The 24,753-nt window shown below is 71.7% G+C and carries 19 protein-coding genes; 10 read left to right on the top strand and 9 right to left on the bottom strand.

Annotated elements, in window-relative coordinates; translation table 11 throughout:
- From AB0B72_RS38775 to AB0B72_RS38765, 3 genes are all read left to right on the top strand, one after another.
- Positions 1 to 808 (top strand): lectin (locus AB0B72_RS38775; protein WP_367744662.1); only part of this gene is annotated, 808 nt, incomplete at its 5' end.
- Positions 809 to 942: 134 nt separating this feature from the next.
- Positions 943 to 2,358, top strand: a complete 1,416-nt coding sequence (locus tag AB0B72_RS38770; RefSeq protein ID WP_367744661.1) for a PHB depolymerase family esterase — start codon at positions 943 to 945, stop codon at positions 2,356 to 2,358.
- 196 nt (positions 2,359 to 2,554) lie between these two features.
- Positions 2,555 to 3,535, top strand: coding sequence for a LacI family DNA-binding transcriptional regulator (locus AB0B72_RS38765; protein WP_367744660.1), 981 nt, complete (start codon positions 2,555 to 2,557; stop codon positions 3,533 to 3,535).
- 73 nt (positions 3,536 to 3,608) lie between these two features.
- Here AB0B72_RS38765 and murQ read toward each other — a convergent pair whose 3' ends face one another.
- Positions 3,609 to 4,505 (bottom strand): N-acetylmuramic acid 6-phosphate etherase, encoded by an 897-nt coding sequence (gene murQ, locus AB0B72_RS38760; RefSeq protein WP_367744658.1) that lies wholly within the window; start codon positions 4,503 to 4,505, stop codon positions 3,609 to 3,611.
- 78 nt (positions 4,506 to 4,583) lie between these two features.
- Entirely contained in the window at positions 4,584 to 5,534 is a 951-nt protein-coding gene (locus tag AB0B72_RS38755) for a MurR/RpiR family transcriptional regulator (RefSeq protein WP_367744657.1), read from the bottom strand.
- Between the two features lie 199 nt (positions 5,535 to 5,733).
- Between AB0B72_RS38755 and AB0B72_RS38750 the strand changes: the two genes are divergently transcribed.
- The 3 genes from AB0B72_RS38750 to AB0B72_RS38740 are packed head-to-tail and all read left to right on the top strand — an operon-like array spanning position 5,734 to position 8,656.
- A complete protein-coding gene (locus tag AB0B72_RS38750) occupies positions 5,734 to 5,931 on the top strand; it encodes a hypothetical protein (protein WP_367744656.1) in 198 nt (65 codons plus the stop codon).
- Positions 5,910 to 7,478 (top strand): sodium:solute symporter, encoded by a 1,569-nt coding sequence (locus AB0B72_RS38745; RefSeq protein ID WP_367744655.1) that lies wholly within the window; start codon positions 5,910 to 5,912, stop codon positions 7,476 to 7,478. The genes AB0B72_RS38750 and AB0B72_RS38745 overlap by 22 nt, the downstream gene beginning before the upstream one ends.
- The gene (locus AB0B72_RS38740) at positions 7,469 to 8,656 is read left to right on the top strand and encodes an anhydro-N-acetylmuramic acid kinase (protein WP_367744654.1); all 1,188 of its coding nucleotides are present in this window, start codon (positions 7,469 to 7,471) and stop codon (positions 8,654 to 8,656) included. Before AB0B72_RS38745 ends, AB0B72_RS38740 begins: the two co-directional genes overlap by 10 nt.
- 55 nt (positions 8,657 to 8,711) lie before the next feature.
- Here AB0B72_RS38740 and AB0B72_RS38735 read toward each other — a convergent pair whose 3' ends face one another.
- The 3 genes from AB0B72_RS38735 to AB0B72_RS38725 all read right to left on the bottom strand — a co-directional run bounded on the left by AB0B72_RS38735 (position 8,712) and on the right by AB0B72_RS38725 (position 11,800).
- Entirely contained in the window at positions 8,712 to 8,870 is a 159-nt protein-coding gene (locus AB0B72_RS38735) for a hypothetical protein (RefSeq protein WP_367744652.1), read from the bottom strand.
- A gap of 47 nt (positions 8,871 to 8,917) precedes the next feature.
- Positions 8,918 to 9,145, bottom strand: a complete 228-nt coding sequence (locus AB0B72_RS38730; protein WP_367744651.1) for a hypothetical protein — start codon at positions 9,143 to 9,145, stop codon at positions 8,918 to 8,920.
- Between the two features lie 231 nt (positions 9,146 to 9,376).
- The gene (locus tag AB0B72_RS38725; RefSeq protein WP_367744649.1) at positions 9,377 to 11,800 is read right to left on the bottom strand and encodes a glycoside hydrolase family 3 N-terminal domain-containing protein; all 2,424 of its coding nucleotides are present in this window, start codon (positions 11,798 to 11,800) and stop codon (positions 9,377 to 9,379) included.
- 351 nt (positions 11,801 to 12,151) lie between these two features.
- On the opposite strand from AB0B72_RS38725, the gene AB0B72_RS38720 reads away from it, so the two are divergent.
- From AB0B72_RS38720 to AB0B72_RS38710, 3 genes are read left to right on the top strand one after another with little or no spacing between them, the layout of a single operon-like run.
- Positions 12,152 to 13,504 carry an extracellular solute-binding protein gene (locus AB0B72_RS38720; RefSeq protein ID WP_367744647.1) on the top strand — a complete coding sequence of 451 codons (1,353 nt, stop codon included), beginning with the start codon at positions 12,152 to 12,154 and terminating at the stop codon, positions 13,502 to 13,504.
- Positions 13,501 to 14,427 carry a carbohydrate ABC transporter permease gene (locus tag AB0B72_RS38715; RefSeq protein ID WP_367744645.1) on the top strand — a complete coding sequence of 309 codons (927 nt, stop codon included), beginning with the start codon at positions 13,501 to 13,503 and terminating at the stop codon, positions 14,425 to 14,427. The genes AB0B72_RS38720 and AB0B72_RS38715 overlap by 4 nt, the downstream gene beginning before the upstream one ends.
- Position 14,428: 1 nt before the next feature.
- A complete protein-coding gene (locus tag AB0B72_RS38710; RefSeq protein WP_367744643.1) occupies positions 14,429 to 15,319 on the top strand; it encodes a carbohydrate ABC transporter permease in 891 nt (296 codons plus the stop codon).
- Between the two features lie 77 nt (positions 15,320 to 15,396).
- Here AB0B72_RS38710 and AB0B72_RS38705 read toward each other — a convergent pair whose 3' ends face one another.
- From AB0B72_RS38705 to AB0B72_RS38695, 3 genes are read right to left on the bottom strand one after another with little or no spacing between them, the layout of a single operon-like run.
- Positions 15,397 to 19,689: an SbcC/MukB-like Walker B domain-containing protein gene (locus AB0B72_RS38705; protein ID WP_367744641.1), complete on the bottom strand. Its 4,293-nt coding sequence runs from the start codon at positions 19,687 to 19,689 to the stop codon at positions 15,397 to 15,399.
- Positions 19,686 to 21,035 carry a DUF2398 family protein gene (locus AB0B72_RS38700; RefSeq protein ID WP_367744639.1) on the bottom strand — a complete coding sequence of 450 codons (1,350 nt, stop codon included), beginning with the start codon at positions 21,033 to 21,035 and terminating at the stop codon, positions 19,686 to 19,688. Before AB0B72_RS38700 ends, AB0B72_RS38705 begins: the two co-directional genes overlap by 4 nt.
- Complete coding sequence (locus AB0B72_RS38695) at positions 21,028 to 22,566, bottom strand: TIGR02677 family protein (RefSeq protein WP_367744638.1); 1,539 nt, start codon at positions 22,564 to 22,566, stop codon at positions 21,028 to 21,030. Before AB0B72_RS38695 ends, AB0B72_RS38700 begins: the two co-directional genes overlap by 8 nt.
- Positions 22,567 to 22,694: 128 nt before the next feature.
- On the opposite strand from AB0B72_RS38695, the gene AB0B72_RS38690 reads away from it, so the two are divergent.
- A complete protein-coding gene (locus AB0B72_RS38690) occupies positions 22,695 to 23,048 on the top strand; it encodes a VOC family protein (RefSeq protein WP_367744636.1) in 354 nt (117 codons plus the stop codon).
- A gap of 98 nt (positions 23,049 to 23,146) precedes the next feature.
- On the opposite strand, the gene AB0B72_RS38685 is transcribed toward AB0B72_RS38690, so the two are convergent.
- The gene (locus tag AB0B72_RS38685; RefSeq protein WP_367744635.1) at positions 23,147 to 23,599 is read right to left on the bottom strand and encodes a winged helix-turn-helix transcriptional regulator; all 453 of its coding nucleotides are present in this window, start codon (positions 23,597 to 23,599) and stop codon (positions 23,147 to 23,149) included.
- Positions 23,600 to 24,753: the final 1,154 nt, after the last annotated feature.

The raw sequence follows: 24,753 nt of genomic DNA, 5'->3' as shown, positions 1-24,753 counted from the left end.
CACCCCCCGCACCGTGCTCCTGCACATCGGCACCAACGACATCCTGCAGAACTACAACGTCTCCACCGCCCCGCAACGGCTGTCCACCCTGATCGACCACATCACCACAGCCGTCCCCAACGCCGACGTCTTCGTCGCCACCATCATCCCGCTGTCCAACTCCGGCCAGGAAAACGCCGCCCGCACCTTCAACGCCGCCGTCCCCGGCATCGTCCAGAACAAAATCAACAGCGGCAAACACGTCCACCTGGTCGACATGCACAGCAAACTCACCACCGCCGACCTCATCGACGGCATCCACCCCACCGCCGGCGGCTACGACAAAATGGCCGCCGCCTGGTACACCGCACTCCAATCCGTCCCCGGCAGCATCGGCCAGCCCGGCGGCCCCACATCCACCCCCACACCGACGTCCCCCGGCACGACCGGCGCGATCCGCGGAGTGGGATCAGGCCGGTGCCTGGACGTGACCGGCGCCTCCCAGACCAACGGAGCGCAGGCACAGATCTGGGACTGCAACGGCCAGGCCAACCAGCAGTGGACCTCCACCAGCGCCGGTGAGCTGCGCGTCTACGGCAACAAGTGCCTCGACGTCAACGGCGCAGGCACCGCCGACGGCACCACCGTACTCATCTGGGACTGCAACGGACAGAACAACCAGAAGTGGCGCTTCAACAGCGACGGCAGCATCACCGCCGTCGGCGCCAACAAGTGCCTCGACGTGCCGAACTACTCCACCGCCAACGGCGTCAAGCTGCAGATCTGGACCTGCAACGGCGGAACCAACCAGCGCTGGACCCGCACCTGACCTGTGTCTCTTGGCCTGCGCCACCTGAGCGGGGCCGTCCGTGCGGCGGCCGACGCACCGATGGCGCAGGCGCCTCCGGCCCACCCCGCCGCGGCAACGCCGGCGCACAACATCCGCAGACGAAAGGACGTACCGTGAAAGGAAGGCTCAGGGCTCTGCTGGCGGCGGTCGCCTTGCCGCTGCTGGTCGCCGTACTGATGGCGCCCCAGCCGGCCGAGGCCGCCTCGCTCACGCGCGTGACGAACTTCGGCACCAATCCAACGAACCTGAACATGTACCTCTATGTGCCGGACCGGGTCGCGGCCCGGCCGGCGCTGCTGGTGCTGGTCCACTACTGCAGCGGCTCGGCCAGCGGGATCTTCAACGGCAACGGGCATGATTACGTCACCGCGGCCGACCGCTACGGCTACATCATCGTGCTCCCCGAAGCCACCCGCAGCGGATCATGCTTCGACGTCTCCACGCCGAACGCGCTGAAGCGCAACGGCGGCAGCGACTCCACCGGCATCATGTCGATGGTCTCCTACGTCCGCTCGCGCTACAACGTCGACCCCGGCCGCATCGTGGTCAGCGGCTTCTCCTCCGGCGCCATGATGACCAACGTCCTGGCCGCCGAATACCCCGACGTCTTCAGCGCCGCCTCGGCCTACTCGGGCGTGCCCGCGGGATGCTTCGCCACCACCAACGGATCGCTGTGGAACAACCAGTGCTCCGGCGGCCAGCTCATCAAGACCGCGCAGCAGTGGGGCGACCAGGCACGGGCCATGTACCCCGGATACACCGGACGCTACCCCCGCATCCAGCTGTGGCACGGCACCACCGACACCACCCTCGCCTACCCGAACTTCGGCGAGGAGATCAAGCAGTGGACCAACCTCCACGGGTTGAGCACCACTCCGGGCTTCACCGACCACCCGCAGTCCAGCTGGACACGGACCCGGTACGGCGGCACCGGCAACCAGGCCACCATCGAAGGCATCAGCATCAGCGGCGTCGGCCACCAGCTCCCCATGAGCGGCCAGCTCGCCTACGCCATCACCTTCCTCGGCCTCGACGGCACCACCACCCCGACACCCACCCCCACCCCGACACCGACACCCACCCCCACCCCGACGCCGACACCCACCCCCACCCCGACGCCGACACCGACACCCACCCCGACGCCGACACCCAGCCCCACGCCGACACCCACCCCCTCGCCGTCCCCGTCTCCGTCTCCCAGCGGCGAGCCGGGCGCCTGCCGGGTCAGCGCCACCGTCAACGCCTGGAACAACGGCCTGACCGAGGACATCACGATCACCAACACCGGATCGTCGGCGATCAACGGCTGGTCCCTGGCCTTCACCCTCCCCAGCGGGCAGACCATCACCAACGGATGGAACGCCACCTACTCCCCCAGCAGCGGCCAGGTCACCGCCCGTAACGTCAGCTACAACGGCTCGCTGCCGGCCGGCGGCTCCGCCCAGATCGGCTTCCAAGCCACACACACCGGCAACGCCGACAAACCCACCGCGTTCGCCCTGAACGGAGCAACCTGCACGCTCTCCTGACGCGGGCCTCTTGCCATAGGCACCTCGTCGATCCCTATTCCTGACCACCCGCGACGGCCCCCGGCGATGCGCACCGCATCCCGGGGGCCGTCCGATCACCTCCACGCAGGAACACCAGACGACAGGAGCGGAGACGGGGCGCATGGCGAAGGTCCGGGCTGGAGACGATCCGGGCGATCGTCCGAGGGCGGTGGTCATGGCGGACGTCGCTGCCCTGGCAGGGGTCTCGGCGATGACGGTGTCGAGGGTGCTGAACACCCCGGAGAAGGTACGTCCGGAGACCGCGGCACGCGTCCTGGCGGCCGTCCGCGAGCTCGGCTACCGGCCCAACTCCGCCGCGCGCCTCCTGGCGACCGGCCGCTCGGGCGTGCTCGGGGTGGTCAGCTTCGAGACCACTCTGTACGGCCCGGCCTCGACGTTGTTCGGCATCGAACAGGCGGCCAGGGACGGCGACTACCTGGTCAGCATCGCCAGCCTTCCCGCCCTGAACCGCAGATGGATCGCCAAGGGAATCGACCGCCTGCGATCCCAGTCGGTGGACGGCGTCATCGTCGTCGCGCCACACGAGTCGGCCGCCGAGGGGCTGCAGGACCTTCCCCCGGGCCTCCCGGTCGTCGACGTCGGCGGAGGGGGCGACCTGCCGGTGCCGGTGGCGGCGGTCGACCAGCACGCGGGAGCCGCCCGCGCCACCCGCCACCTGCTGAGCCTCGGGCACCACACGGTGTGGCACGTGTCCGGCCCGCCCGACTGGATCGACGCGAGCGGCCGCGCGGCCGGGTGGCGGGCGGCGCTGGAGGCCGAGGGCCGGGAGGTTCCCGAGCCGCTGGCCGGCGACTGGTCCGCCCAGTCGGGCTATGAGATCGGCAGACGGCTCGCCCGGGAACCCACGGCGACAGCGATCTTCGTGGCCAACGACCACATGGCGATGGGGGTGCTGCGGGCCCTGCGGGAGACCGGCCGCCGGGTTCCCGACGACGTCAGCGTGGTCGGGTTCGACGACGTCCCCGAGGCGGCGTACTTCTGGCCCTCGTTGACGACCGTGCGGCAGAACTTCGGCGAGGTCGGCCGGCAGGCGTTCCAGCTCCTGCTCGACCGGTTCGCGGGCGTGCCGGGCAAGCCCAGGCGGATGGTGGAGACCGAGCTCGTGATCAGGGAGAGCACCGCCGTGAGCCTGTGAACCCGGGCCCGCACACCGCCCCGCCAGGGAGACGGCCGGGACGACCGGGAGGTCGTCGCGGAACGCGCGCGGCTCAGCTCCCGGCCACCGCCGCACGGACGTCGCCCCCGGAACGCTCCAGCCGGGCCGCGGCCCCCTCACGGTCGCAGCCGGTGAGGAGCATCACGATCGCGGTCTTCGCGTGACCGCCGGCCGCCTGAAGCGCGCGGGCGGCGACGTCGGGGCGGGCGTCCGCGGCCTCCGCCACGATGCGGCGGGCACGGTCCACGAGCTTGTCGTTGCTCGGGCGCACGTCGACCATGAGGTTCCGGTAGACCTTGCCGATCCGCACCATCGAGGCCGTCGAGAGCATGTTGCACACCAGCTTCTGGGCGGTGCCGGCCTTCAGCCGGGTGGAGCCGGTCAGCACCTCCGGGCCGGTCGCGACCTCGATCGCGACGTCGGCGTGCCCGCTGATCACGGCGTCCCGGTTGCACGCCACCGACACGGTGGCGGCGCCCACCGCGCGGGCGTGGTCCAGGCCGCCGACGACATAGGGGGTGCGGCCGCTCGCGGACAGGCCGACGACGGTGTCACGCGCCCCGGCCCCGATCCGGGCGAGGTCGGCGGCGGCCGCCCGCGGGTCGTCCTCCGCGCCCTCGACGGCGACGGCGAACGCGTCCCGCCCGCCCGCGAGCAGCGCCACCACCTGGTCCGGGGAGGTGCCGAAGGTGGGCGGGCACTCCACGGCGTCGAGCAGCCCGATCCTGCCGCTGGTCCCGGCACCGATGTAGACGAGCCGGCCGCCCTGCCGCAGCGAGGCCGTGATCAGCTCGACGGCGGCGCCGATCTCGGGCAGGACGCCGCGCACCGCGAGGGCCACGGACCGGTCTTCTGCGTTCATCACCTGGAGCAGCTCCGGCAGCGGCATGCGGTCCAGATCGGCCGTCTGGTCGTTGCGGGTCTCGGTCCCGAGCGCACTGAGGTCCACGGTGCGGTCGTCCTTTCAGGTGGAACAGGCGGAACAGGCGGAGCAGGCGAGCAGGCGAGCAGGCGGAACAGGCGGACGTCAGTCCTCGGCCGCCGACGGGCGGCGGGCGGAGGGCGCGCGCCCTCGCCAGTGGACGGCGCTGTAGGTGCTCTGCAGCGCGGCGGTCGCCTCGTCGTAGCACTGCTGCGCGACGCCGACGAACAGGCAGTCGATGACGGCGAGCTGGGCGATCCGGCTGACCGTGGCGCCGGACCGGAACGGCGTCTCGCGGGCGCATGTGCTCAGCACCAGGTCGGCGCTCTCCCCCAGAGGTGAGCGGGGGTAGTTGGTGAGGGCGATGGTGGTCGCTCCCCGCTCGGCGGCCGCCTGCAGCGGTTCGACCGTGTCCACGGTGACCCCCGAGTGCGAGATCCCGATCGCGACGTCGCCGGGGCCGAGCAGCGCGGCGGCGGTCAGCGCCGCGTGCGCGTCGGTCCAGATGAACGCCATCCGGCCGATGCGGTGAAGTTTCTGGTGCAGGTCCTGCCCCACGAAGCCGCTCGCCCCGACCCCGAAGACGTCCACGCGCCGGGCCCGCGCCACCGCCTCGACCGCAAGGGCCAGCGTCGGCACGTCAAGCCCGCTGCCGGTGTCCTCCAGGGCGCGCACCTCGTTGTAAATGATCTTTTCGACCACCTGGTCGAGCGAGTCGGTGGCGCTGATGTCTGTGCTCACACGGGGGCGGTCACCCCCGAGGGCGTCCTCCCGCGCCGCCGCTCCGGCCAGCGCCAGGCGCAACTGGGGGTAGTTGCCCAGCCCGATGGCCCGGCAGAACCGCATCACCGTGGTGACGGAGGTCCGTGCCCGGCCCGCGAGGTCGCTGATGGACAGCAGGGCGGCCTGGGCCGGATCGACGAGGACCGCCTCGGCGACGCGGCGCTCGGACGGCGCCAGCGCGGGGACGGCCGCGCGGATCCGCACGAGGATGTCCGCGGCGGGGGAATCGGGCGGCCGCTCGGCCGAGTCGCCGGGCGAGGCCGGGGAAGCCATGCGTTCCTCCAACTGGGCGGGGGGTGAGCGACAGCGTATCGAGGGCCCGCATCCTGGTCAAAAATGTACGGAACAAAATATCTGTGGTTACTTATTGACACTCGCCGTTCGCCGCTTCGATACTCGCTGGACCGCGAGGCCCCGCGGCCGGCGCGGAACCCGTTCCTCATCTCGGACAGGAAGCGTGCCAATGACGGCCGTGCCGACTGCGGACCTCGGCGAGACCGGCGGCGACGCCGCCACCGGCCCCGCCCACGCCGGTGCGCGCGGCACGCGGTCCGCCCCGCGCCCGGACGACGACGGCGCCCGCCTCGTCCGGTCAACTCCCCTCGCCCCCCATCGGCGGACCGTCCGGCTCGTCACAAGGAGTCAGCTGTGCGACACCTCGACCTCGTAGTGATCGTCGTGTATCTCGTCGCGATCGCCGTGATCGGACTGCGCCTGTCCGGGCGGCAGAGATCGGCGAAGGACTACTTCGTCGGCGACGGCCGCATGCCGTGGTGGACGGTCTGCTTCTCCGTCGTGGCGACGGAGACAAGCGTGCTCACCGTCATCAGCGTCCCCGGCGGCGCCTACAGCGGCCAGGGCTTCGGCAACGTGGAGCTGGCGATCGGCTACGTCATCGGCCGCGTCGTCGTCGCCACCGTCCTGATCCCGCTCTACAAGCGTGGCGGCTTCGTCAGCGCCTACCAGTACCTCGGGGACCGGTTCGGCCTGAAGCTTCAGGGCCTCGCCTCGGTGACCTTCGTGGTCACGCGCCTGCTCGCAGAAGGCGTCCGGCTGTTCGCCTCGGCGATCCCGATCAAGCTGCTGCTGGACGAGTTCGGGGTGCACACCGGCTACCAGGTCATCATCGTCGTGCTGACCCTGATCACGGTCGTCTACACCTACCTGGGCGGCATCAAGGCCGTGATCTGGACGGACGCCATCCAGATGCTCCTCTACCTCGGCGGCGCGGTGCTGGCGATCGCCGTGCTGGCCGGGCACGTGGGCGGCCGGGGCTTCTCCGACGCCCTGCACGCCGGCCGCTTCCAGCTGTTCGACACCGACTTCGGCCTCGCCCACATCCTGACCAGCACCTTCGCCCTGCCCACGGCGATCATCGGAGGAGCCATCTTCGCGATGGCCAGCCACGGCTCCGACCAGCTGATCGTGCAGCGCATCCTGGCCACGCCCAGCCTGCGGGACAGCCAGAAGGCCATGATCGGCTCGGGCGTCTTCATCACCTTCCAGTTCGCCGCGTTCTCCCTCGTCGGCGCGCTGCTGTGGTCGTACAACCAGGGCCGCACCTTCAAGGACCTGGGCCTGCGGAGCAGTGACAACCTGTACCCCAGCTTCATCCTGCACGCCCTGCCCGTGGGCATCTCGGGACTGCTGGTGGCCGGCATCCTCGGCGCCGCGATGGGCTCGCTGTCGTCGGCGCTCAACTCCATGTCGAACTCCACGGTCTCCGACATCATCCACAGCTTCTTCCGCCGTACGCCGTCCGACCAGACGCTGCTGAAGCTGGCCCGGGTGATGACACTCGTGTGGGCCGTGCTGATGGCCGTCTTCGCGAGCGCCTTCAGCAGCAGCACCGGCAACGTCTACCTCACCGGCCTGACCATCGCCGGCTACACCTACGGCGCCCTGCTCGGCGCGTTCCTGCTGGGCCGCCTGATCAGGAGGGCAAACGAACTCGACTCCGTGATCGCCTTCCTCGTCACGGTCGCGGTGATGACCTACGTCGTACGCGGCATCAAGATCGACGTCACCACCGCGGGGACCACCACGCCAACGGGCATCGCGGCCCAGTGGCTGGTACCGATCGGAGTGGTCATCACTCTCGTGGTGGGCGGGCTCCTCAGCCTGTTCCACCAGCCGCCGCCCCCGAGGCCCGCCCCCGCGCCCGACGGAGCGGACGCCGCCACCGCCGGCCATGCCCGGGAGACGCCGTGCGGGTGATCGGCCTCATGTCCGGCACGTCGTACGACGGAATCGAGGTCGCGGCGGCGGAGCTGACGCTCGCCGGCGACGCGCTGGTGATGCGCCCGCTGGGGGCGCTCAGCCTGCCGTACCCGGAGGAGCTGCGGGCGGGCATCGCCGCCGTGCTGCCCCCGGCCCCGGCGACGGCGTACGACCTGTGCCGTGTGGACACCGGCGTCGGCCGCGCCTTCGCCGACGCGGCCGTCCGCGCCGTCAGCGAGCTGTGCGGCGGCGCGGCCGACCTGGTCGTCTCACACGGCCAGACCGTCTACCACTGGGTGGAGGACGGCGCCGTCCGCGGCACCCTGCAACTCGGGCAGCCCGCCTGGATCGCCGAGGCGACCGGGCTTCCCGTCGTCTCCGACCTGCGCAGCCGCGACGTCGCGGCCGGCGGCCAGGGCGCCCCGCTCGTCAGCATGCTGGACACGCTGCTGCTGCGGGGCAGGCAGGGCGTCCCCGCCGCCCTCAACCTCGGCGGCATCGCCAACGTCACGGTCGTCCCGCCCGGCGGCGACCCGGTCGCCTTCGACACCGGGCCGGCCAACGCGCTGCTCGACGCGGCGGTCCGGCACTTCAGCGGCGGGGTCGGCGACTTCGACGCCGACGGCCGGGGAGCGGCGGCCGGCCAGGAGAACAGGGGCCTCCTGGCCGCGCTCCTCGCCGATCCCTACTACCGCATGCCCGCGCCCAAGAGCACCGGCAAGGAGCGCTTCCACCTGCCGTACCTGCTGGAGGCGCTGGCGGCGTGGCCCGTCCCCGGCCCGGAGGACGTGCTCGCGACGCTCACCCGGCTCACCGCCGTGACCGTGGCGGACGCCTGCCGGGCCCACGGCGTGACGGAGCTGGTCGTGTCCGGCGGCGGCCTGCGCAACCCCACGATGATGCGGATGATCGCCGGGGAGCTGCCGGGCGTGCGGCTGCCGTCCAGCGACGATCTCGGCGTGCCGTCCGCGGCCAAGGAGGCTCTCGCCTTCGCCGTGCTCGGTTTCCTTACCGTGCACGGACTTCCCGGCCAGATGCCCTCCTGCACCGGAGCCCGGCACGCCACGCCGCTCGGGACCGTCATGCCGGGCCGCGCGCCGTTGCGGCTGCCGGAACCGGCGGCCGTGCCGCCGCGCGTCCTGCGGATCGCGGCCTCGCCGCCCGTCCGCGGATAGGTGACGAGCGGCCGGGGCCCTCGGCTGGGCCCCGGAGCGCCTCCGCCGGCGCGGTCTACCTGTTTCCCGGCTCGTCGGTGCGGCTGCCGAACTCGGTGTGGCCGTTCGGGCACTTAGGGATCTTGTGCCCTTCCTTGACGGACACCTTCTCGCCGCACTTCGCGCAGTGGAAGACCCCGGTCTTCTGCGCCTTCTCCCCCGCCTGGGCCGCCATCACGGCTCCCTCCCGCGCCGCCGATCAGGAGGATCGGCGGCGGAACGTCACCCGATGCCGCCGCGCTGCGCGGTCAGCCTGCCGAGCAGTTCGTGACACCGCACAGCGCGGTAGGCGTCTTCCTTGCGGACCTGTTCGATGAACTCCGCCACGTCGTCGTGATCCTCGGCGTCCTCGGCGTACTTGGCGTACGCCTCGGCGCCCTTCAGCGCGTGGTACTGGATGCTGACGAGGTCGTAGACGATGTCGTCGGCGGGTGTGTGCGATTCGGCCATGGCTGTGGCTCCTCATCCGTCCCGTGGTGGCCTCCGGCCGCCCCGGGCCCCGGCCGGCGGCCGACCCGGCGGCGGCGATCCTCCTGCCACCCGATACGCGCGCTCACACGACCCACGCTACTCGTGGCGGGAGACCCGGCCGGGCCCGGGCACCCTGCCACCTGCCGGGCCACCTGCCGGGCCACCTGCCGGGTCACCCGCTGGGCCACCTGCCGGCGATCCGCAGCCCTCTCAATCGTGCTGCGCCGGTGTGACGTCCACGGGCGTGGCCAGCCGGCGGCCGTGGCCCACATGGCGCGGCGAGCCGGTCAGGCGCACGCGGCCCCGGCACGGCAGATCCGACGCCGACGTGCCGACGAACACCTCGACGTCCCCAGGCTCGACGACACGCCGCAGGTCACGCCCGGTGAAGGCGGTCCGGTCGGCGTGCACCGCGAACGTGGCCCGCGCGCTCGCGCCCGGCTCCAGCCGGACTCTGGCGAACCCGGTGAGCTGCCGCATCGGCCGGGTGACCTGGGCGAGCACGTCGTGCAGGTAGAGCTGGACGACCTCCTCGCCCGCCCGGCCGCCGGTGTTGCGTACTCGTACCGACACCGTGAACTCGCCGTCGGTGGGCACCTCGGCGTCACTGATCACCAGGTCGTCGACCTCGAAGGTGGTGTAGGAGGCGCCGTGACCGAACGGGAACAGCGGCGTCGGGTCGAGGTTGCTGATGCCGTGACTGTTGGAGCCCAGCGGCGGCTGCAGGTAGGTGCCCGGCTGCCCGCCCGGGCCGCGCGGAATCTGCACCGGCAGCTTCCCGCCGGGCTGCACCCGGCCGGAAAGGACGCCCGCGACGGCCGCCCCGCCCTCCTCCCCCGGCATGAACGCCTGGACGAGCGCGGCGGCGCGGCCGTGCACCTCCCCCAGCGCGTACGGGCGGCCCGACACGACGACCACCACGACGGGCGTGCCGGTGGCGGTCAACTCGGCCAGCAGGTCCGCCTGGACGCCGGGCAGCCGCAGGTCCTCGGCGTCGCAGCCCTCGCCCGAGGTTCCCTGCCCGAACAGCCCGGCCAGGTCGCCGACGACGGCCACGCACAGGTCGGACTCGCGGGTGGCGCGGAGCGCGGCGGCGAAGCCGGAGCGGTCGTCGCCCGACACGTCGCAGCCCCGCTCGTGGACCAGCTCGGCGTCCGGCAGCTCGGCCCGCAGGGCGTCGAGCAGGCTGGGCGCCGCCACGCCGAGCCCGAGCCCCGGATGGCGGGGCAGCACGTGGTTGGGGAAGGCGTAGCAGCCCATGAACGTACGCGGCTCGTCGGCGCACGGGCCGACCACGGCCACCCGGCGCGGCTCCGTACGCCCCTCCCCCAGCAGCGGAAGCGCGGTGCCCGCGTCGAGCAGCACGATCGACCGCTCGGCCAGTTCCCGGGCCAGCGCCCGGTTGCCCGGCGAGTCGAGGTCGACGTCCGGCGCCCCGGCCACCGACTTCTCCGGCGTCCAGTCCGGGTCGAGCAGCCCCAGCTCCACCTTCTGGGTGAGCAGCCGGCGCGCGGCGCGGTCGACCAGCGACTCCGGCAGCTCGCCCCGCCGGACCCGCTCGGCCAGGTGCTGCCCGAAGCCCAGCGTGTCGGGCAGCTCGACGTCGATCCCCGCGGTCAGCGCCTGCACCCCGGCCTCCTCGGTGTCCCCGGCGACCTGGTGCATCGTCGCGAGGAACGGGACCGCCCAGTAGTCCGACACGACCGTCCCGGTGAAGCCCCACTCGCCGCGCAGCAGGTCGGTCAGCAGCCACGAGTCGGCCGCCGCGGGGACGCCGTCCACGTCGGAGTAGGAGTTCATCACCGAGCGTGCGCCGCCCTCGGCGACAGCGGTCTCGAACGCCGGCAGGATCATGTCCATCAGCTCCCGCCGGCCCATCGGCACCGGGCCGTGGTTGCGGGCCGCCCGGGAGGCGGAGTATCCCGCGAAGTGCTTCAGCGTGGCGATGACCCCGGCGCTCTGCAGGCCGCGCACGTAGGCGGCGCCGAGCATCGCCACGAGGTACGGATCCTCGCCCATGGTCTCCTCGACCCGGCCCCACCGGTAGTCGCGGACCACGTCCAGCACCGGCGACAGGCCCTGGTGGACGCCCACGTCCCGCATGTCCCGTCCGATCGCGGCGGCCATGCGCTCCACGATGTCCGGGTCGAACGTCGCGCCCCAGGCGATGGCCGCCGGGTAGACGGTCGCGCCGTACGTGGTGAAACCGGTCAGGCACTCTTCGTGGACCAGCGCCGGGATGCCGAGCCGGGAGTGCTTCACCACCTCGTGCTGCAGTCGGACCACCTCCGCCGCGCCCTCCGCCACGGTCAGCGGAGCGCTGCCGAACACCCGCGTCAGGTGGCCGAGGCCGTGGCGGATCGCCTCCTCGAAGGGCACCGAGCCCGAGGCCGCGAAGGCGTCCTGCATCGGGGCCACGTTCAGCGCGTTCTCGGACTGGTCGCCGGGCTCCGGGTCCTGGTCCTGGTCCGCCTGCATGTCGTTGCCGATCCACCGGCTGCCCAGCTGGCCGACCTTCTCCTCCAGGGTCATCTCCTGGAGGAGGGCGTCGACCCGGTCGGCCACGGAGAGTGATATGTCCTGCCATGGCCGGAAGCTCCGGCCGGTCGAGGAGGTCAGATCGGGCCCGGTCATCTGCTCTCCTCGGGGATACGTTCGGCGCAATTTCGCAACCTTTCGGCGCCTCCCGGCGGCTCCGCGGGACAGCTCGCCCGCTCGATACCACCAGGTTGACTTCAGCGCGATGTACTTTACACAGCCGCGACGGGGTGGTGACCAGGGCCTGATCAAACCCTTGACATGCCAGTAGTGCAAATCTAAATTGGCGATCCACGCGGCCCAGTTTCGAAAGTTTCGGCGAGCTGACCCGAACAGGGGTGGACGAGCGGCACCGCATGTGCTCTTCCACCCCCGCGCCGGCCACCCCACCCTGACGTCGCACCGAGCCGCGGCCAGCCTCGGCATCTCGAACGTACGGAGATCAGCGTGGATTCCAGGTCAACCTCCCGCCGCGCATTCCTCAGCCTCTCGATGGGCCTCCCCCTTGGTGCCGCGCTCGCGGCCTGTGGAACCTCCGGCCCGACCCGGGCCGGTGGAGCCAGTGGCGGGGGCAGCGGCGGCGGAAGCGGCAAAGCCAGCTACTGGTACCTCGCGGTCCAGCCCCAGGAGGGTGTGCGCACCAGGGCCGTGGAGCGATTCAACAAGGCCAATCCCAACAGCCAGATCACGGGCACGACCTTCCAGAACGACGCGTACAAGACGAAGATCAAGACGGCGATCGGGGCGGGCCAGGCGCCCACCATCATCTGGGGCTGGGGCGGCGGGACCCTGAGCACGTACGTCAAGGCCGGCCAGGTCGAGGATCTCACCCCGTGGTTCGACCAGAACCCCGCCGTGAAGGACCGGCTGTTCCCCTCCTCGTTCGGCGCGGCCACGATCGAGGGCAAGATCTACGCGATGCCGTGCGAGACGGTGCAGCCCATCGTGCTCTACTACAACAAGACGGTGTTCGAGAAGGTCGGCGCGGAGCCGCCCCAGTCGTGGGGCGACATCATGGACCTGGTCCCCAAGTTCAACAAGGCCGGCGTCGCGCCGTTCTCCCTCGGCGGCCAGTCGCGCTGGACGAACATGATGTGGCTGGAGTTCCTCCTCGACCGCATCGGCGGCCCCGACGTGTTCCAGGCCGTGTTCGAAGGCGAGAAGGACGCCTGGTCCCACCCCGCGGTCCTCGAGACCCTGACCAAGGTGCAGGAGCTCGTCAAGGCGAACGGGTTCATCAAGGGCTTCTCCTCGATCACGGCCGACTCCAACGCCGACCAGGCGCTGCTGTACACCGGCAAGGCCGCGATGATGCTGCACGGCGCCTGGACGTACGGCGGCATGCTGACCGACGGCGGCGACTTCGTCCCCGGCGGCCACCTCGGCTACCTCAACTTCCCGCCGGTCGACGGCGGCAAGGGCGACCCGAGCGACACCGTGGGCAACCCCGGCCAGTACCTGTCGATCTCCTCCAAGGCGACACCCGAGCAGAAGGAGATCGCCAAGAAGTTCTTCGCCACCGGTGTGCTCACCGACCAGGAAGTGAAGGAGTGGGCCGACACGGGCGGCGTGCCGATCGTCAAGGGCGCCGACAAGGCGTTCGCCGGCTCCAAGGACGCCGACTTCCTCAACTTCGTGTACGGCATCGCGAGCAACGCCAAGGTGTTCGCCCAGTCCTGGGACCAGGCGCTCAGCCCCACCGCCGCCGAGGTGCTGCTGGACAACATCGCCAAGCTGTTCCAGCTGTCGATCTCACCCCAGCAGTGGGTGTCGAACCTGAACGCGGTCATCGGCAAGTGAGCGCGTTCGCGCCCACCACCCGCCGGGGGGCGCCGGCGCCGGCCTCGGGAGGAGCCCGCAGCGGCGTCCTCCCGTGGCTGGCCGTACCGGCCCTGGTGCTCTTCGTGGCCTTCGCGGTGATCCCCCTCATCGGGGTCCTGGTTCTCAGCTTCACGTCGTGGGACGGGCTCGGCGTCATCACCGTCTCCGGGTTCACGAGCTGGCGGGCCGTGCTCACCGACCCCGGTCTGCCCCATGCGCTGTGGGTGACGTTCCTGGTGATGGCGGTGTCCTGGGCGTTCCAGACGCCCGCCAGCATCCTCATCGGGGTGTTCCTGGCCGGGCGCCAGCGCTACCGCGCGGTGCTCGCGGTGGTGTTCTTCATCCCGCTGCTGCTCAGCCAGGCGGCCATCGCCATCGCGTACAAGGCCCTGCTCGACCCCAACTTCGGGCTCGGAGCCGGGCTGCACATCGGGCTGCTCACGCAGGACTGGCTCGGTGAGCCCGTCCTCGCCTTCAGCACCGTGATCTTCGTGGTGTCGTGGCAGTTCATCCCGTTCCACTCGCTGATCTACCAGGGCGGGGTGCGGCAGATTCCCCGCGCGATGTACGAGGCGGCGGAGATGGACGGCGCGGGCCGGGTGCGCAAGTTCTTCAGCATCACGCTGCCGCAGCTCAAGTACACGATCATCACCTCATCCACGCTCATGGTCGTCGGCTCCCTGACGTTCTTCGACCTGATCTTCGTGCTGACCGCGGGCGGTCCCGGCGACGCCACCCGGGTGCTCGCCCTCGACATGTACAAGCGCGGGTTCCAGGCCAACCTGATGGGACCGGCCAGCGCGATCGCCGTCATCCTCGTCCTGGTGGGCCTCGTCATGGCGCTGCTGCTACGCCGGCTCGGCGGCCGCGACAACAGCGCCAGCCAGCTGGAAGGGGCCTGACATGAGCGTGACCCACACGACGACGGGGGTCGACCGGGCCGCCGCGTCCCAGCCGCGCCGGCCCGCCAAGGCCACGGAGCGGCCGAACTGGCTGGGCTCGGCGGTGAGCTGGCTGTGGCTGCTGGTGGTGATCGTGCCGATCTACTGGATCGTGATCACCAGCTTCAAGCTGCAGAGCAGCTACTACGCGTCCAACCCGCTGGTGCCGCCGACGGACCCGACCCTGGCCAACTACAAGATGGTCATCGAGTCCGACTTCCCGCTGTACTTCCTGAACAGTCTCATCGTCACCGTCGGCGCGGTCATACCGGCGGTCGTGTTCTCGTTCATGGCGGCCTACGCGATCGTCCGGGGCGGCGCCCTGCGCTTCCTGCGCGGGGTGAACTCCCTCCTGCTCATGGGCCTGGCCATCCCGCTGCAGGCGACCATCATCCCGGTCTACCTGATCATCATCCGGCTGCAGCTGTACGACTCGCTGCTGGGGCTGATCCTGCCGTCTGCCGCCTTCGCGATCCCGCTGTCGGTGCTGGTCCTGACCAACTTCATCCGCGACGTGCCCAAGGAGCTGTTCGAGTCGATGCGGATCGAGGGGGCGAGCGAGGCCCAGACGATGTGGCGGCTGGCCTTCCCGCTCAGCCGCCCGGCCGTGGTGACGGTGACGATCTACAACGCGCTGACCATCTGGAACGGCTTCCTCCTGCCGCTGATCCTCACCCAGAGCACGGACAAGCGAACGCTGCCTCTGGCGTTGTGGACCTTCCAGGGGCAGTACAGCGTGAACGTGCCCGCCGTGCTCGCCTCCGTCGTGCTCACCTCCCTGCCCATCCTGATCCTTTACGCGGTGGGCCGCCGCCAGCTGCTCAGCGGCCTGACGGCCGGTTTCGGCAGGTGACTCCGGGCCGCCCGGCCGGCGTCGGGCGGCTCGCAGGCGCCGCCGGTCCCCCGTAGCGCATCTCAAGCGGACGTCCGTCATCCGTCGTCCCCGTCGTCCCCCTCGTCGCCGGGCTCGTCGGCGGCGGGCACCAGCACGCCCGTCCCGGCGGGGCCGCGCCGGCTCGGTGTGAAGCCGAGGATCTCTCCGGCGAGCTCGTCGTTGCCGGAGAACCCGGCCGCGGAGTCGACGAGCTCACATCCGTCCCACAGCACGAGCAGGGCCGAGACCGTGTGCGACGCCTTGTCGCTGTGCATGTCGTAGTGGGCCGCCGCCGGGACCGTGTCGTACCTGACCCACAGGTCGTGGCCGGTCATGAACACGTCCAGGTCGTAGCGCACCGTGAGCCCGAGCAGGTCGGGTTTGTAGACGTCGTCGATGCCGGCGAACGCCTCGTCGAGCGCGATCACGCGGGGGCAGGTGGCGGCGGCGGAGCCGTAGAGGGCGTTGGCCGCGGCGAACAGCGGCAGGTGGATCGCGGCGGACTTCTCCCCGCCCGACATCTGGGAGTGGCGCTTCCTGCTCAGCTTCACCTCCTCCTCCCCCGGCACCTTGAGCCGCAGCTCGAACGAGCGCCAGGCGCGGTAGTCGAGCACCGCCGACAGCGCCTCCTTGTACGTCGCCCGCGGATGCCCGGCCCGGTACTCGTGGATCATCTGCCGGAGGAGCCCGCGCAGCTCGGCCAGCTGGACCGGCCCGAGGCCGTCCTGCCCGAGCAGCTCGGAGACCCCGCGCTGAGCGTCAGTGAGCTTGTCGGAGACGACCCAGCGGATGCCCACGGTGGTGCCCGTCGACATCGGCTTGGACCGGGTGTCGGCGTCCATGCCCCTGACCAGGTCCTTCGCGAGGAAGAACCGGTCGAAGATCTGCTGGGCCAGGGCGGCCAGCAGCTCGTCCTCCAGGACCCTGCGCTCCCGCTCCTCCAGCAGGACTCCCTGCTCCTCGGCGCGCTCGGCGACGCGGCGGGCGAAGGCGGCGACCGGGTGACGGCCGTCGGCGTCGTGCACCCGCACCAGGACCAGGGACTCTCCCTGCTCCCAGTCGAGCCGGTAGTCCTCCTCGCATGCGTTCAGCGCCTCGCCGAACTCCTTGAGGGCCTCCGACACGCGGTCGCGCGCCCTCTTGCGAGCCGCCTCCCCCGCCTGCCGTGCGGAGGTGACCGACTCGCAGAGGGTGAGCAGCTCCGCCGCCCCGTCCGGAAGGACGGACCGGACCGCGACCTGCGCGCCGGTGTCCGGCTCGTCCTCCAGCAGTGCGATCAGCCGCGCGGCGGCCTGCTCGGGCCCCGTCCACCGGGCCCGGTCGGGCCAGACGGGCCCGGAGGGCAGGCCGAGCACCGGCCGCAGCTCCGCCTGGGTGAACGGCGCGAAGGAGGCGAGCTGGTCGAGCAGCTCGCGCAGGGCGGACACCAGCGCGGCCTGCCCGTGTTCGCCGGCGGTCTCGGCCTTCACCAGGGCGTCGTGCTCGTCGCGGGCTCGCTGATCCGCGGCTCGCCAGGTGGCCGCCGCCGCGGCGAGTGCCCGCTCCGCCTCGTTGATCTGGTCGAGGATCTCCTTGAGCGGCGCGCCGAGCGCCTCCTCCAGGGCGGCCAGGCGCTCGGCGAGGCCCAGGTGGATCTCCTCCTTCTCCGCCAGGCCGTCGGTGGCGCTCCTGAGCTCGCCGTCGAGCCGTTCGATCGTGCGGCGCCGCGCGTCGAGGTCCCTGCTCAGCCTCGCGATGCCCGCGTCGTGCTGGGCATGTCGCTCGGCCGCCGCCGTGAAGTCGCCGACGGCCTGGGCGACCGCCTCGATCTCGGCGGGCGTGGCCGGCATGGCCCTGTCAGCGGCCGTCTGCCGGAGCCGGCGCCGCTCCGCGTCCATCTCGGCGGTGGCGGCGTCCAGCGCGGTCGCCGCCTCCGCCTGCTCGGTGCGCGCGGCCGCGAGCAGCGTCGACTTCTCGGCCAGCGCCGCCACCGCCCGGTGGATGTCCGTCCCCACCCGCCGCAGCTCCGCCCGGGCCCGGCCGAGGTCGTCCAGCCGCCGCCGCAGCGCGTCGCGGGCCTCACGCGCCCGCTCGCACTCCTCGGATCTGTCCCGGATCTCCCTGTCGTACTCGGCGATCCTGGCCCGCCGCCGGGCCGCCCGGTTGGTGGCGCCGATGTACTCGGCCGCCGTCTTGGTCTGGGCGCCCAGGTGGACGCCGTACGCGAACTGGCCCCGCGTGCTGATCACCGGTGTGCCGGCGGCGGCGTCCAGCTCCTCGGTCACCGCGATGGAGCCGAGCACGTCGGAGATGACCGACGCCGCGACGAGGTCCTGCTCTTCCGGCACCAGCACGCTCGCCAGCGTCCGCCCGCCCGGCCGCAGCGAGGGCGGCGCCGCCAGCAGGTACGCGTCGGCCTCCGCCCGCTTCACCGCCTCGGCGGTGAGGTGAGGATCGGGGTGGACCCAGGCCGTGAGCAGCCCCGCCGCCTCCAGTGCCCCTTCCACGGCGGCCGCGTCTTCGGAGGAGACCTCCTCGGAGAAGCGCACCAGCCGCCACAGCGGCGCTCCTGGCCGAGCCTCCCGTCCGGCGTGCCGGGCGGCGGAGAGCGGCGGCGCGTCGTCGCGTTCGGACGCGACCTCGTCCCGCCGCTCCGTCAGCCGCCCGATCTCGGCGGTCAGCCGCGCCAGCGTCGCGTCGTGTCCGGCCGCCCCGGTGGCCAGCGCGGTGCGCCGCGCCTCGGTCAGGTCGCCGAACACCTCGCCGAGGCCGGGCGCTCCGGCCTCCCGCACCAGGGCGAGGCTCTCGAACAGGGCCCCGGTGTCGTCGTCGCTCACCAGGGAATCCGGATGATCGCCGGCCCACCGGCCGGCCCAGGCGCGCAGCTCCTCCTCCGCCCGGGTGACCGCCTCGCCGAGCGCTCGCTCGGCGAGGCGGCAGGCCTCCTCGCCCGCCTCCGCCCTCTGCTCCGCCTTCTGCGCGGTCTTGCCGGCGCGCTCGCGGTCCCGCTCCGCCTCCTCGACCTTCCTCAGGCCGAGCCGTACGTCCTCCACGTCCTGGCGGCGGGCGGCGGCCTGCGCCCTCACCTCCTGTCGGCCGTCCTCCTGGCGCCCGTCCTGCTGCTCATGGCCGTCCCGCTGAGGGCCGTCCTGCTGAGGGCCATCTTGCTGAAGGTCTGCCGCCCGCGTGCGCGGGATCCCGGCGCGCTCGGCCGCCTCCGCCACGGCGGCGGCCAGCCTCCCGGCCGTCTCCCGTGCCTCCGTGAGCTCGCGGTCGACGTCATCGGCCTCGCGCCGCAGGTCGGCGAGGTGCAGCGCGGTCCTGCCGTTCGCGTCCCGCGTGCCGGCGATCTCCCTGGCCCCTTGGGCGACCCGTGCGCGCAGGCCCTCCAGCTCCCCCTGCGCGCTGTAGGCCTCGTGCCGTTTGAGGGCGTCCAGCCTGCCCTCGAGTCTCGTCTGCTCGTCGGCCGCGTCCCTGCACGCCTGCTCGGCCTCCCGCTGTGCGGCACGGGCACGGCGAGTCTCGGCCCGCGCCTCGCCGACCAGGGCGGCCGGCCGTGCGACCTGCTCGATGCGAAGCTCGATCCTGTCGAGGTGGGCGCGCACGCCGGCCTGGAGGTAGTCCGTGTAGCGGGCCAGGAAGGCGCGGGCGGCGCCGTCGGCCGCCGCGAGGTCCTCGGCCAGGCGCTGCACGGCCGCGAGGTTGTCGAAGTCCCGCGCCGCCTGCTCGATCAGGTCGTCCGACAGGGGGCTCAGGCCGGCGGTGAGGGTGTCGGAGACCTTCTCCGGGTCGAGGTCCTTGGCCAGCAGCGGCCGGCGCAGCGCGAGCAGCAGGTCGAGCAGCTGCGTGTACCGCTCCCGCCCGAGGCCGAAGAGGGCCGCGTCGACCGCGTCCCGGTAGTCGGTGGGGTTGTTGCGGGCCGCCCCCGGTTCGAGCACCCGTTTCAGTTGCTGCTCGGTCAGCGGCCGGGCCTCCTCCGACAACAGCCCGAAGTCGACGCCGACCCGCTTGGCCGTGACGAAGTAGGCCCTCTTCACCTCCGGCCGGTCCCGGTGGGCGTGCATGGCGATGATCAGCGTGACGGTGCGCGCGCCGTCCGTGAACTCCATCCACACGAACCCGTACGACGACTCCTGCCCCCGGTAGAGGAGGTTGGACTTCATCGTGCGGTTCTCGCCGCTGAACGGGTCGAGCCGGCGGGCGTCGACCACGCCGTCGAGGATGAAGGGGAACAGCACCTCCAGCGCCTTGGTCTTGCCCGAGCCGTTGTGGCCGCGCAGCACCAGCCGGCCGTCCGCGAAGACGAACTCCTCGTCCGTGTAGTCCCAGATGTTGATCAGACCGGCACGGGACGGCTTGAACCGGGTCACGCCGAGTCTCCTCCTTCGAACAGGTCGAGCTGGCCTTTGGGCGGCGCGGGGATCGCCAGGGTGATGTTGCGGTAGCGGACGGCCGCGGGTAGCAGGAGCACGCCGCCGGGCACCAGCCGCACCAGGCGCAGGTCCGCGAGCAGGGCGAGCGCGGCGTCGAGCAGCCCGTGCGGGTCCTGCTGCCACACGCCGGTGAAGGAGGCCGCGCCGAACCGCTCGTACAGCTCCTCGATCAGCGCCCGCAGCCGGTGCCGCTCCACGAGAACGAGCGGCTCGGGGCGGCGCGGCGGCGTCGGCATGTCGTGGGGGGACGACCAGGCGAGCTCGCGCACGACGCCGGCCTGCGGCAGCGCGGAGTCGATCCGCCCCAGCAGATCCCGCTGCACGTCCGCCTCGACCGGCGGCTCGAGCCGGCCCAGGGCGGCGCCCTCCTCTTCGAGGACGTCGGCGATCCGGGTGAGCAGCAGCCCCGCCGCCCGGTTGACCGCCCCGCCCCTGCCGGGGAAGGCCCTGTCGGTGAACCCGCCGCCCGGATCGGCGAGCAGCACCCCCTCGGCGCGGCGCTCCACGACCAGGCCGGTGAGCCGGGCCAGGTTCTCCGTGACGTCGTCACGCCGCAGGACCGCCGCCGCCTCCGCGTCGAGATCGGCGTAGTACACCACCGGCTGCTCCAGCAGGAGCCTGCGCACCCTCATCTCGGCCGGGCCGCCCAGCCCGTCGAGCAGTCCGGCGGCGCCGGTCAGATGCCGGATCGGCCGCGGCGGCCGGAAGAGGGTCGCGCAGATGTCGTGGTCGATGTCGTACAGGGCGTCGCCGTCGTCGCCGCGCGCCCACGCCTCGGCCGAGCCGTCGGACAGGCTCAGCGCCCCGCGCTCCACCAGCCAGCCGATCACGTCGACGACCGCCGCCTTGTGCCCGGGGACGACCGGATCGAAGCCGAGCCCCTGGATGGAGTTGGCGACCGGCGCGAACAGGCGCACCAGATCGGCCAGGCTGATCTCCACCCGCGATCTCTGGAACGATCCCAGCACCAGGCAGAGGTACGCCAGCCGCCTGCGGTCGAAGGCCTTGCCCGCCCTGCTGGCGAAGATCTTCCCGCGTGACGGGTTCAGGGCGTCGAACCGGCGGATCAGCCGCACCTGACGGGTCGTCGCGACGAGGCTGTAGCCGAACAGGTCGCGCAGGTCGCGGGTGAGCTGGTCGGCCCAGGGCAGCACGCGCTCCAGCACCCCGGGGCGTGGGTGCGCCGCCGTGATCAGGTCGCTGGTGAGCACGAGCCGCACCGCCTCCTGGTACGCGCCGAGGTCGCTGAGCGGGACGTCCGCGGCGCTGCGGGGCTCAGCCACGCGCCCTCCCGGAACGCGCGGAGATCTCCAGGGTGAAGCCCGGCAGGTGCAGCAGGCCGTGCGCGGTCCTGACGCTGCCGCCCCGGGGGTCCGGCAGGAGCCGGACAATCACGGTGTCGTCGCTGCCGGTCGCCGCCTTCAGGCGGCCCGACACGACGGACCTGGCCTCCAGCGCCCTGGTCAGCAGTGCCATCAGCACGCGGGTCTCGGCCTCGTCGAGGACCCGGCCGTGGGCTCCGCTCGCCGCGAGGCTCCGCGCGGCCTGCCGTTCGGCCTCCCTGGCCGCGACCTGCAGGCCGCGCAGGCCGGCCCGCATCCTCGGATCGGCGCGGACCGGCTGCGGAATGCCGGGGCCGGCCGCGCGGCCCGTCCGGAAGGGGGTGAGCGCGACCTCGACCCCGGGCGCGTCCCACCACGTGGCCCTCGGGGAGATCTGCTCGGCGTCGTCGTGGGCGCCGCCGAGGTGCCGTGCCGACCCCATGTTGAACGCGGCCGACATCAGCGCGTGGGCCGCGTCCTCGTCGGGCGTGTCGCAGATCCATTCGGCGAGGTGACGCAGCTCGGAGGCCCGGTTCACTCCCCCGCGCTGCACCTCCGTCAGCTGCCGCAGCAGAGCGATCACTCCCGACACCGCGGTCCGCGTCGCCCGCCGCAGCTCGGCGGCCCCGGACTCCGCGCCGGGCTCCGCGGTGAACCAGGCCCGGAGCACCTCCCACCGGCGCTTCCAGTCCTCCATCCGCTCGCCCCCGCTGAGGAACGGCCGGTCGTCGACGTCCGCCGCCCGCGCCAGCATCGTGCCGATGCCGGTCGCCTCGACCTCCAGCACGGCCCCGCGCAGGCGGGGCAGGTAGCGGTCGAGCTCCGCCATGAAGTCGGTCATGTGGGTGAGCAGGGCGTTCTTGTAGCGGAGGAACAGCTCTGGCGACGCCTCGGTCGAGGTGACGATCTCGCCGAGGGTGACGTGGAACCGGGCGGACCGGCGCACCATGTCCTCCATGACGCCGTCGAGCCGGGACAGCCGCCGGTAGACCTGCTCCTCGTCACCGCCGCGGTTCGCCGCGGCCAGCGACTTCAGGTCGTCCAGGATGTCGGAGAACACCAGCCGGGACAGGTTCGCGTCCCGCACACGTGCGGCGAGCACGTCCTCCACCGCGGTGAACGCCCGGTAGCCGAGCTCGCTGAACTGGTAGACCGACTGCCTGTTGCGGTAGCGCGCCAGCGTTCCCGCCCGGGAGGCGTCCTCCAGCCGGTGGATGATCCCGTCCCCGGCCAGGGCGTCGAGCCGTCCCCGCAGGGACGTGTCCACCGTGGGCACCTCGTCGTGGACCGACGCCAGCTCCGCCATCGCCGCCGCGACGTCCTCGCAGTCCACCCGGACGCGATGCACCGCTCGCAGGCGGTCCATCGCCCTGAGCACCCAGAGGTAGACGACATAGTCGTCTCTCTGGGTGAAGTTGAACAACCTGAACCTGTCGCCCACCGCGAGCGCGTCCAGGTCGAGCGCTCTGCCGCCACCCCGTGAATGTGCCATGACCCGGTGAGTATGCCGCACGCCACCGACAACGCCGCTCCGCTCTCGGTTGAGACGCAGTGTGAAAGGGGTGATGGTGTGAAGCGTGATACTGGTCCGCCCGATCACCGTCCTGGCAAGATGGGCGCATGGAACGTGTGATCGGGATCGGCGGATACTTCATGCGGGCCACCGACCCGGCGTCCCTGGGCGCGTGGTACCGCGACTGCCTGGGCCTGGACGCCGACGAGAACGGCCTGTGGCATCAGGAAGCCGGGCAGACGGTGTTCGCGGCGTTCGAGTCCGGGACCGACTACTTCGGGTCCCGCGCTCAGCAGGCCATGCTCAACTTCCGGGTCCGCGACCTGGACGCGATGCTCAAGCAGCTGCGCGCCAAGGGAGCGGACGTGGCCGAGGAGACGCAGGACATGGAGGGCGTCGGCCGCTTCGGCTGGGTCACCGATCCCGAAGGCAATCGGATCGAGCTGTGGCAGCCCGCCTGACCGCGTCATCGTCCGCCGCCGGTGATCGGCATGAACGGCTGTGCGTCACCACGCTTGAGACCCGGGCCGGCCACACGGAATGAGCGCCCCAGGTCCGATCACGCGGCTGCGCCGGGGCCCGGCAGCGGGTCGACGTCACCGGCGTGCATCGGCTCGCCGCAATGGGCGCAGCGCAGGTCGACGCCGCTGATCTCGCCGCACGCGTGGTGCCGGTAAAGCACCGGCGGCCCGGCCTCGCCGGCGAGCCACCGGTCCCCCCAGCCGGCCATGACCATGAGCAGGTCGACCAGCTCGGCGCCCTTGGCCGTCAGATGGTACTCGTGACGTGGCCGCCTGTCATAGGGGCGGCGTTCCAGCACGCCCTGGTCGACGAGGTGGTTGAGGCGCTCGGTCAGCACCTTGCGCGAGATTCCGAGGTCGGCCTGGAGCTGGTCGAACCGTCTCATTCCTACCCACACGTTGCGCAGGATCAACGGCGACCACGGCTCTCCGATCACGTCGAGAGTGCGCGCGATGGAGCAGGCCATCTCCCCGAAGTTCGTGCGTTGCATGGACGCAGTCTAGCAACTGGAGTTCCCTGAAGGAACTTCAAGTGTTGTGGCCGGGAGATCTCCTGAAGGCCCCCGAAAGAGCACGCAGACGAGCAAGGTCTTCAGTGCCCACCTCGCCGCCGGAGGGTCGTCTTCGGGAGTCAGAACATCTGGGATATGCCCGCCGCCGGGCCACGGTCCGCTGGTCATGACGAATTCCGCGGTGCCGGCGTAAACTGCGGGCCTGACAGTGGAATCGGCGCTTTTCCGCCTGGTCGAACAGGGCCTCCCACCTGCCCAGCGCGGTGCGGCCGGCAGGAGGCCCGGCGCCTTTATCTGGGCGCCTTTATCTGGGCGCCTTAAAGCCAGATGATCCAGCGGCGGGGAGCGGTCGCCTCGTTCTGATGCGCGTCACACATTGTGGGCCTCCTGTCCGAATTGGGTCGCAGCCTGTGATCACAGCATAGGTACGAGATCCTTGTTACGGCAGTGGCGGCAGAAAATACGCGTGCACTGATACCTGTTGTCCGAGGAATACCGATTACGGTGCCGACGGGCGCAAAGAAGGCGATAGCGCATTGTTCACCGTTCGATTTTCGGCTTGTTGGCAATACGGGCTCACGTTCCGGCGCAGAGCCGGTGCGACAGCGCATGACCCGACGGCCGGCACACGCCAGGCCAGCGTGCGGTAGCGGCGCCGCCGCTGCTCCAGTCGCGTGGCCGGTTTATGGCCACGAGCCGCGAGAGTTCGCGTCCCACGGCCTGCGCCGCTGTGCGACAGAACTCGCCGGGCTCGGCCGTGACATCGCCGTACTCGGGGATGACCACGGCCGTCCTCGGCCTCCTGACCATGGCCAGGTGGGGTCCGGAGACCCGCCTGCGCACACTCGAGGAGATCTCCGGCTGACCACGGCGTCCGCGGCCGGTGGCGGTGCGTCGCGGACGAACGCCGCGACCGTGAGGCGGAAGACCACCTCCACCTGCCGGCGGTCACCCTCCGGAATGGCGCCGGCTGGACGCATGGTGCGCGTCCAGTCGGCGCCGTGGCTCAGCGGCCGAGCCTTGCCCGTTGCGGGTTACCGGTCAGCTCCGGTTCCACTTCTGGCTGGTGGTGCCGGTGCAGGACCACAGCTGCACCTTGGTGCCGTTGGCGGTGCCGAAGTTGCTCGCCTCCA

The organism is Microbispora sp. NPDC049125, from assembly GCF_040802045.1.
Taxonomy (GTDB): Bacteria; Actinomycetota; Actinomycetes; order Streptosporangiales; family Streptosporangiaceae; genus Microbispora.
The sequence above is the reverse complement of the archived record's forward strand: the minus strand, read 5'-3'. Positions and strand labels throughout refer to the sequence as shown.

Coding starts and splice junctions, on each gene's coding strand:
- AB0B72_RS38765 (WP_367744660.1), top strand. CDS start 2,555: ATGGCGGACGTCGCTGCCCTGGCAGGGGTCTCGGCGATGACGGTGTCG.
- AB0B72_RS38755 (WP_367744657.1), bottom strand. CDS start 5,534: ATGGCTTCCCCGGCCTCGCCCGGCGACTCGGCCGAGCGGCCGCCCGAT.
- AB0B72_RS38735 (WP_367744652.1), bottom strand. CDS start 8,870: ATGGCGGCCCAGGCGGGGGAGAAGGCGCAGAAGACCGGGGTCTTCCAC.
- AB0B72_RS38730 (WP_367744651.1), bottom strand. CDS start 9,145: ATGGCCGAATCGCACACACCCGCCGACGACATCGTCTACGACCTCGTC.
- AB0B72_RS38725 (WP_367744649.1), bottom strand. CDS start 11,800: ATGACCGGGCCCGATCTGACCTCCTCGACCGGCCGGAGCTTCCGGCCA.
- AB0B72_RS38710 (WP_367744643.1), top strand. CDS start 14,429: ATGAGCGTGACCCACACGACGACGGGGGTCGACCGGGCCGCCGCGTCC.
- AB0B72_RS38695 (WP_367744638.1), bottom strand. CDS start 22,566: ATGGCACATTCACGGGGTGGCGGCAGAGCGCTCGACCTGGACGCGCTC.
- AB0B72_RS38690 (WP_367744636.1), top strand. CDS start 22,695: ATGGAACGTGTGATCGGGATCGGCGGATACTTCATGCGGGCCACCGAC.
- AB0B72_RS38685 (WP_367744635.1), bottom strand. CDS start 23,599: ATGCAACGCACGAACTTCGGGGAGATGGCCTGCTCCATCGCGCGCACT.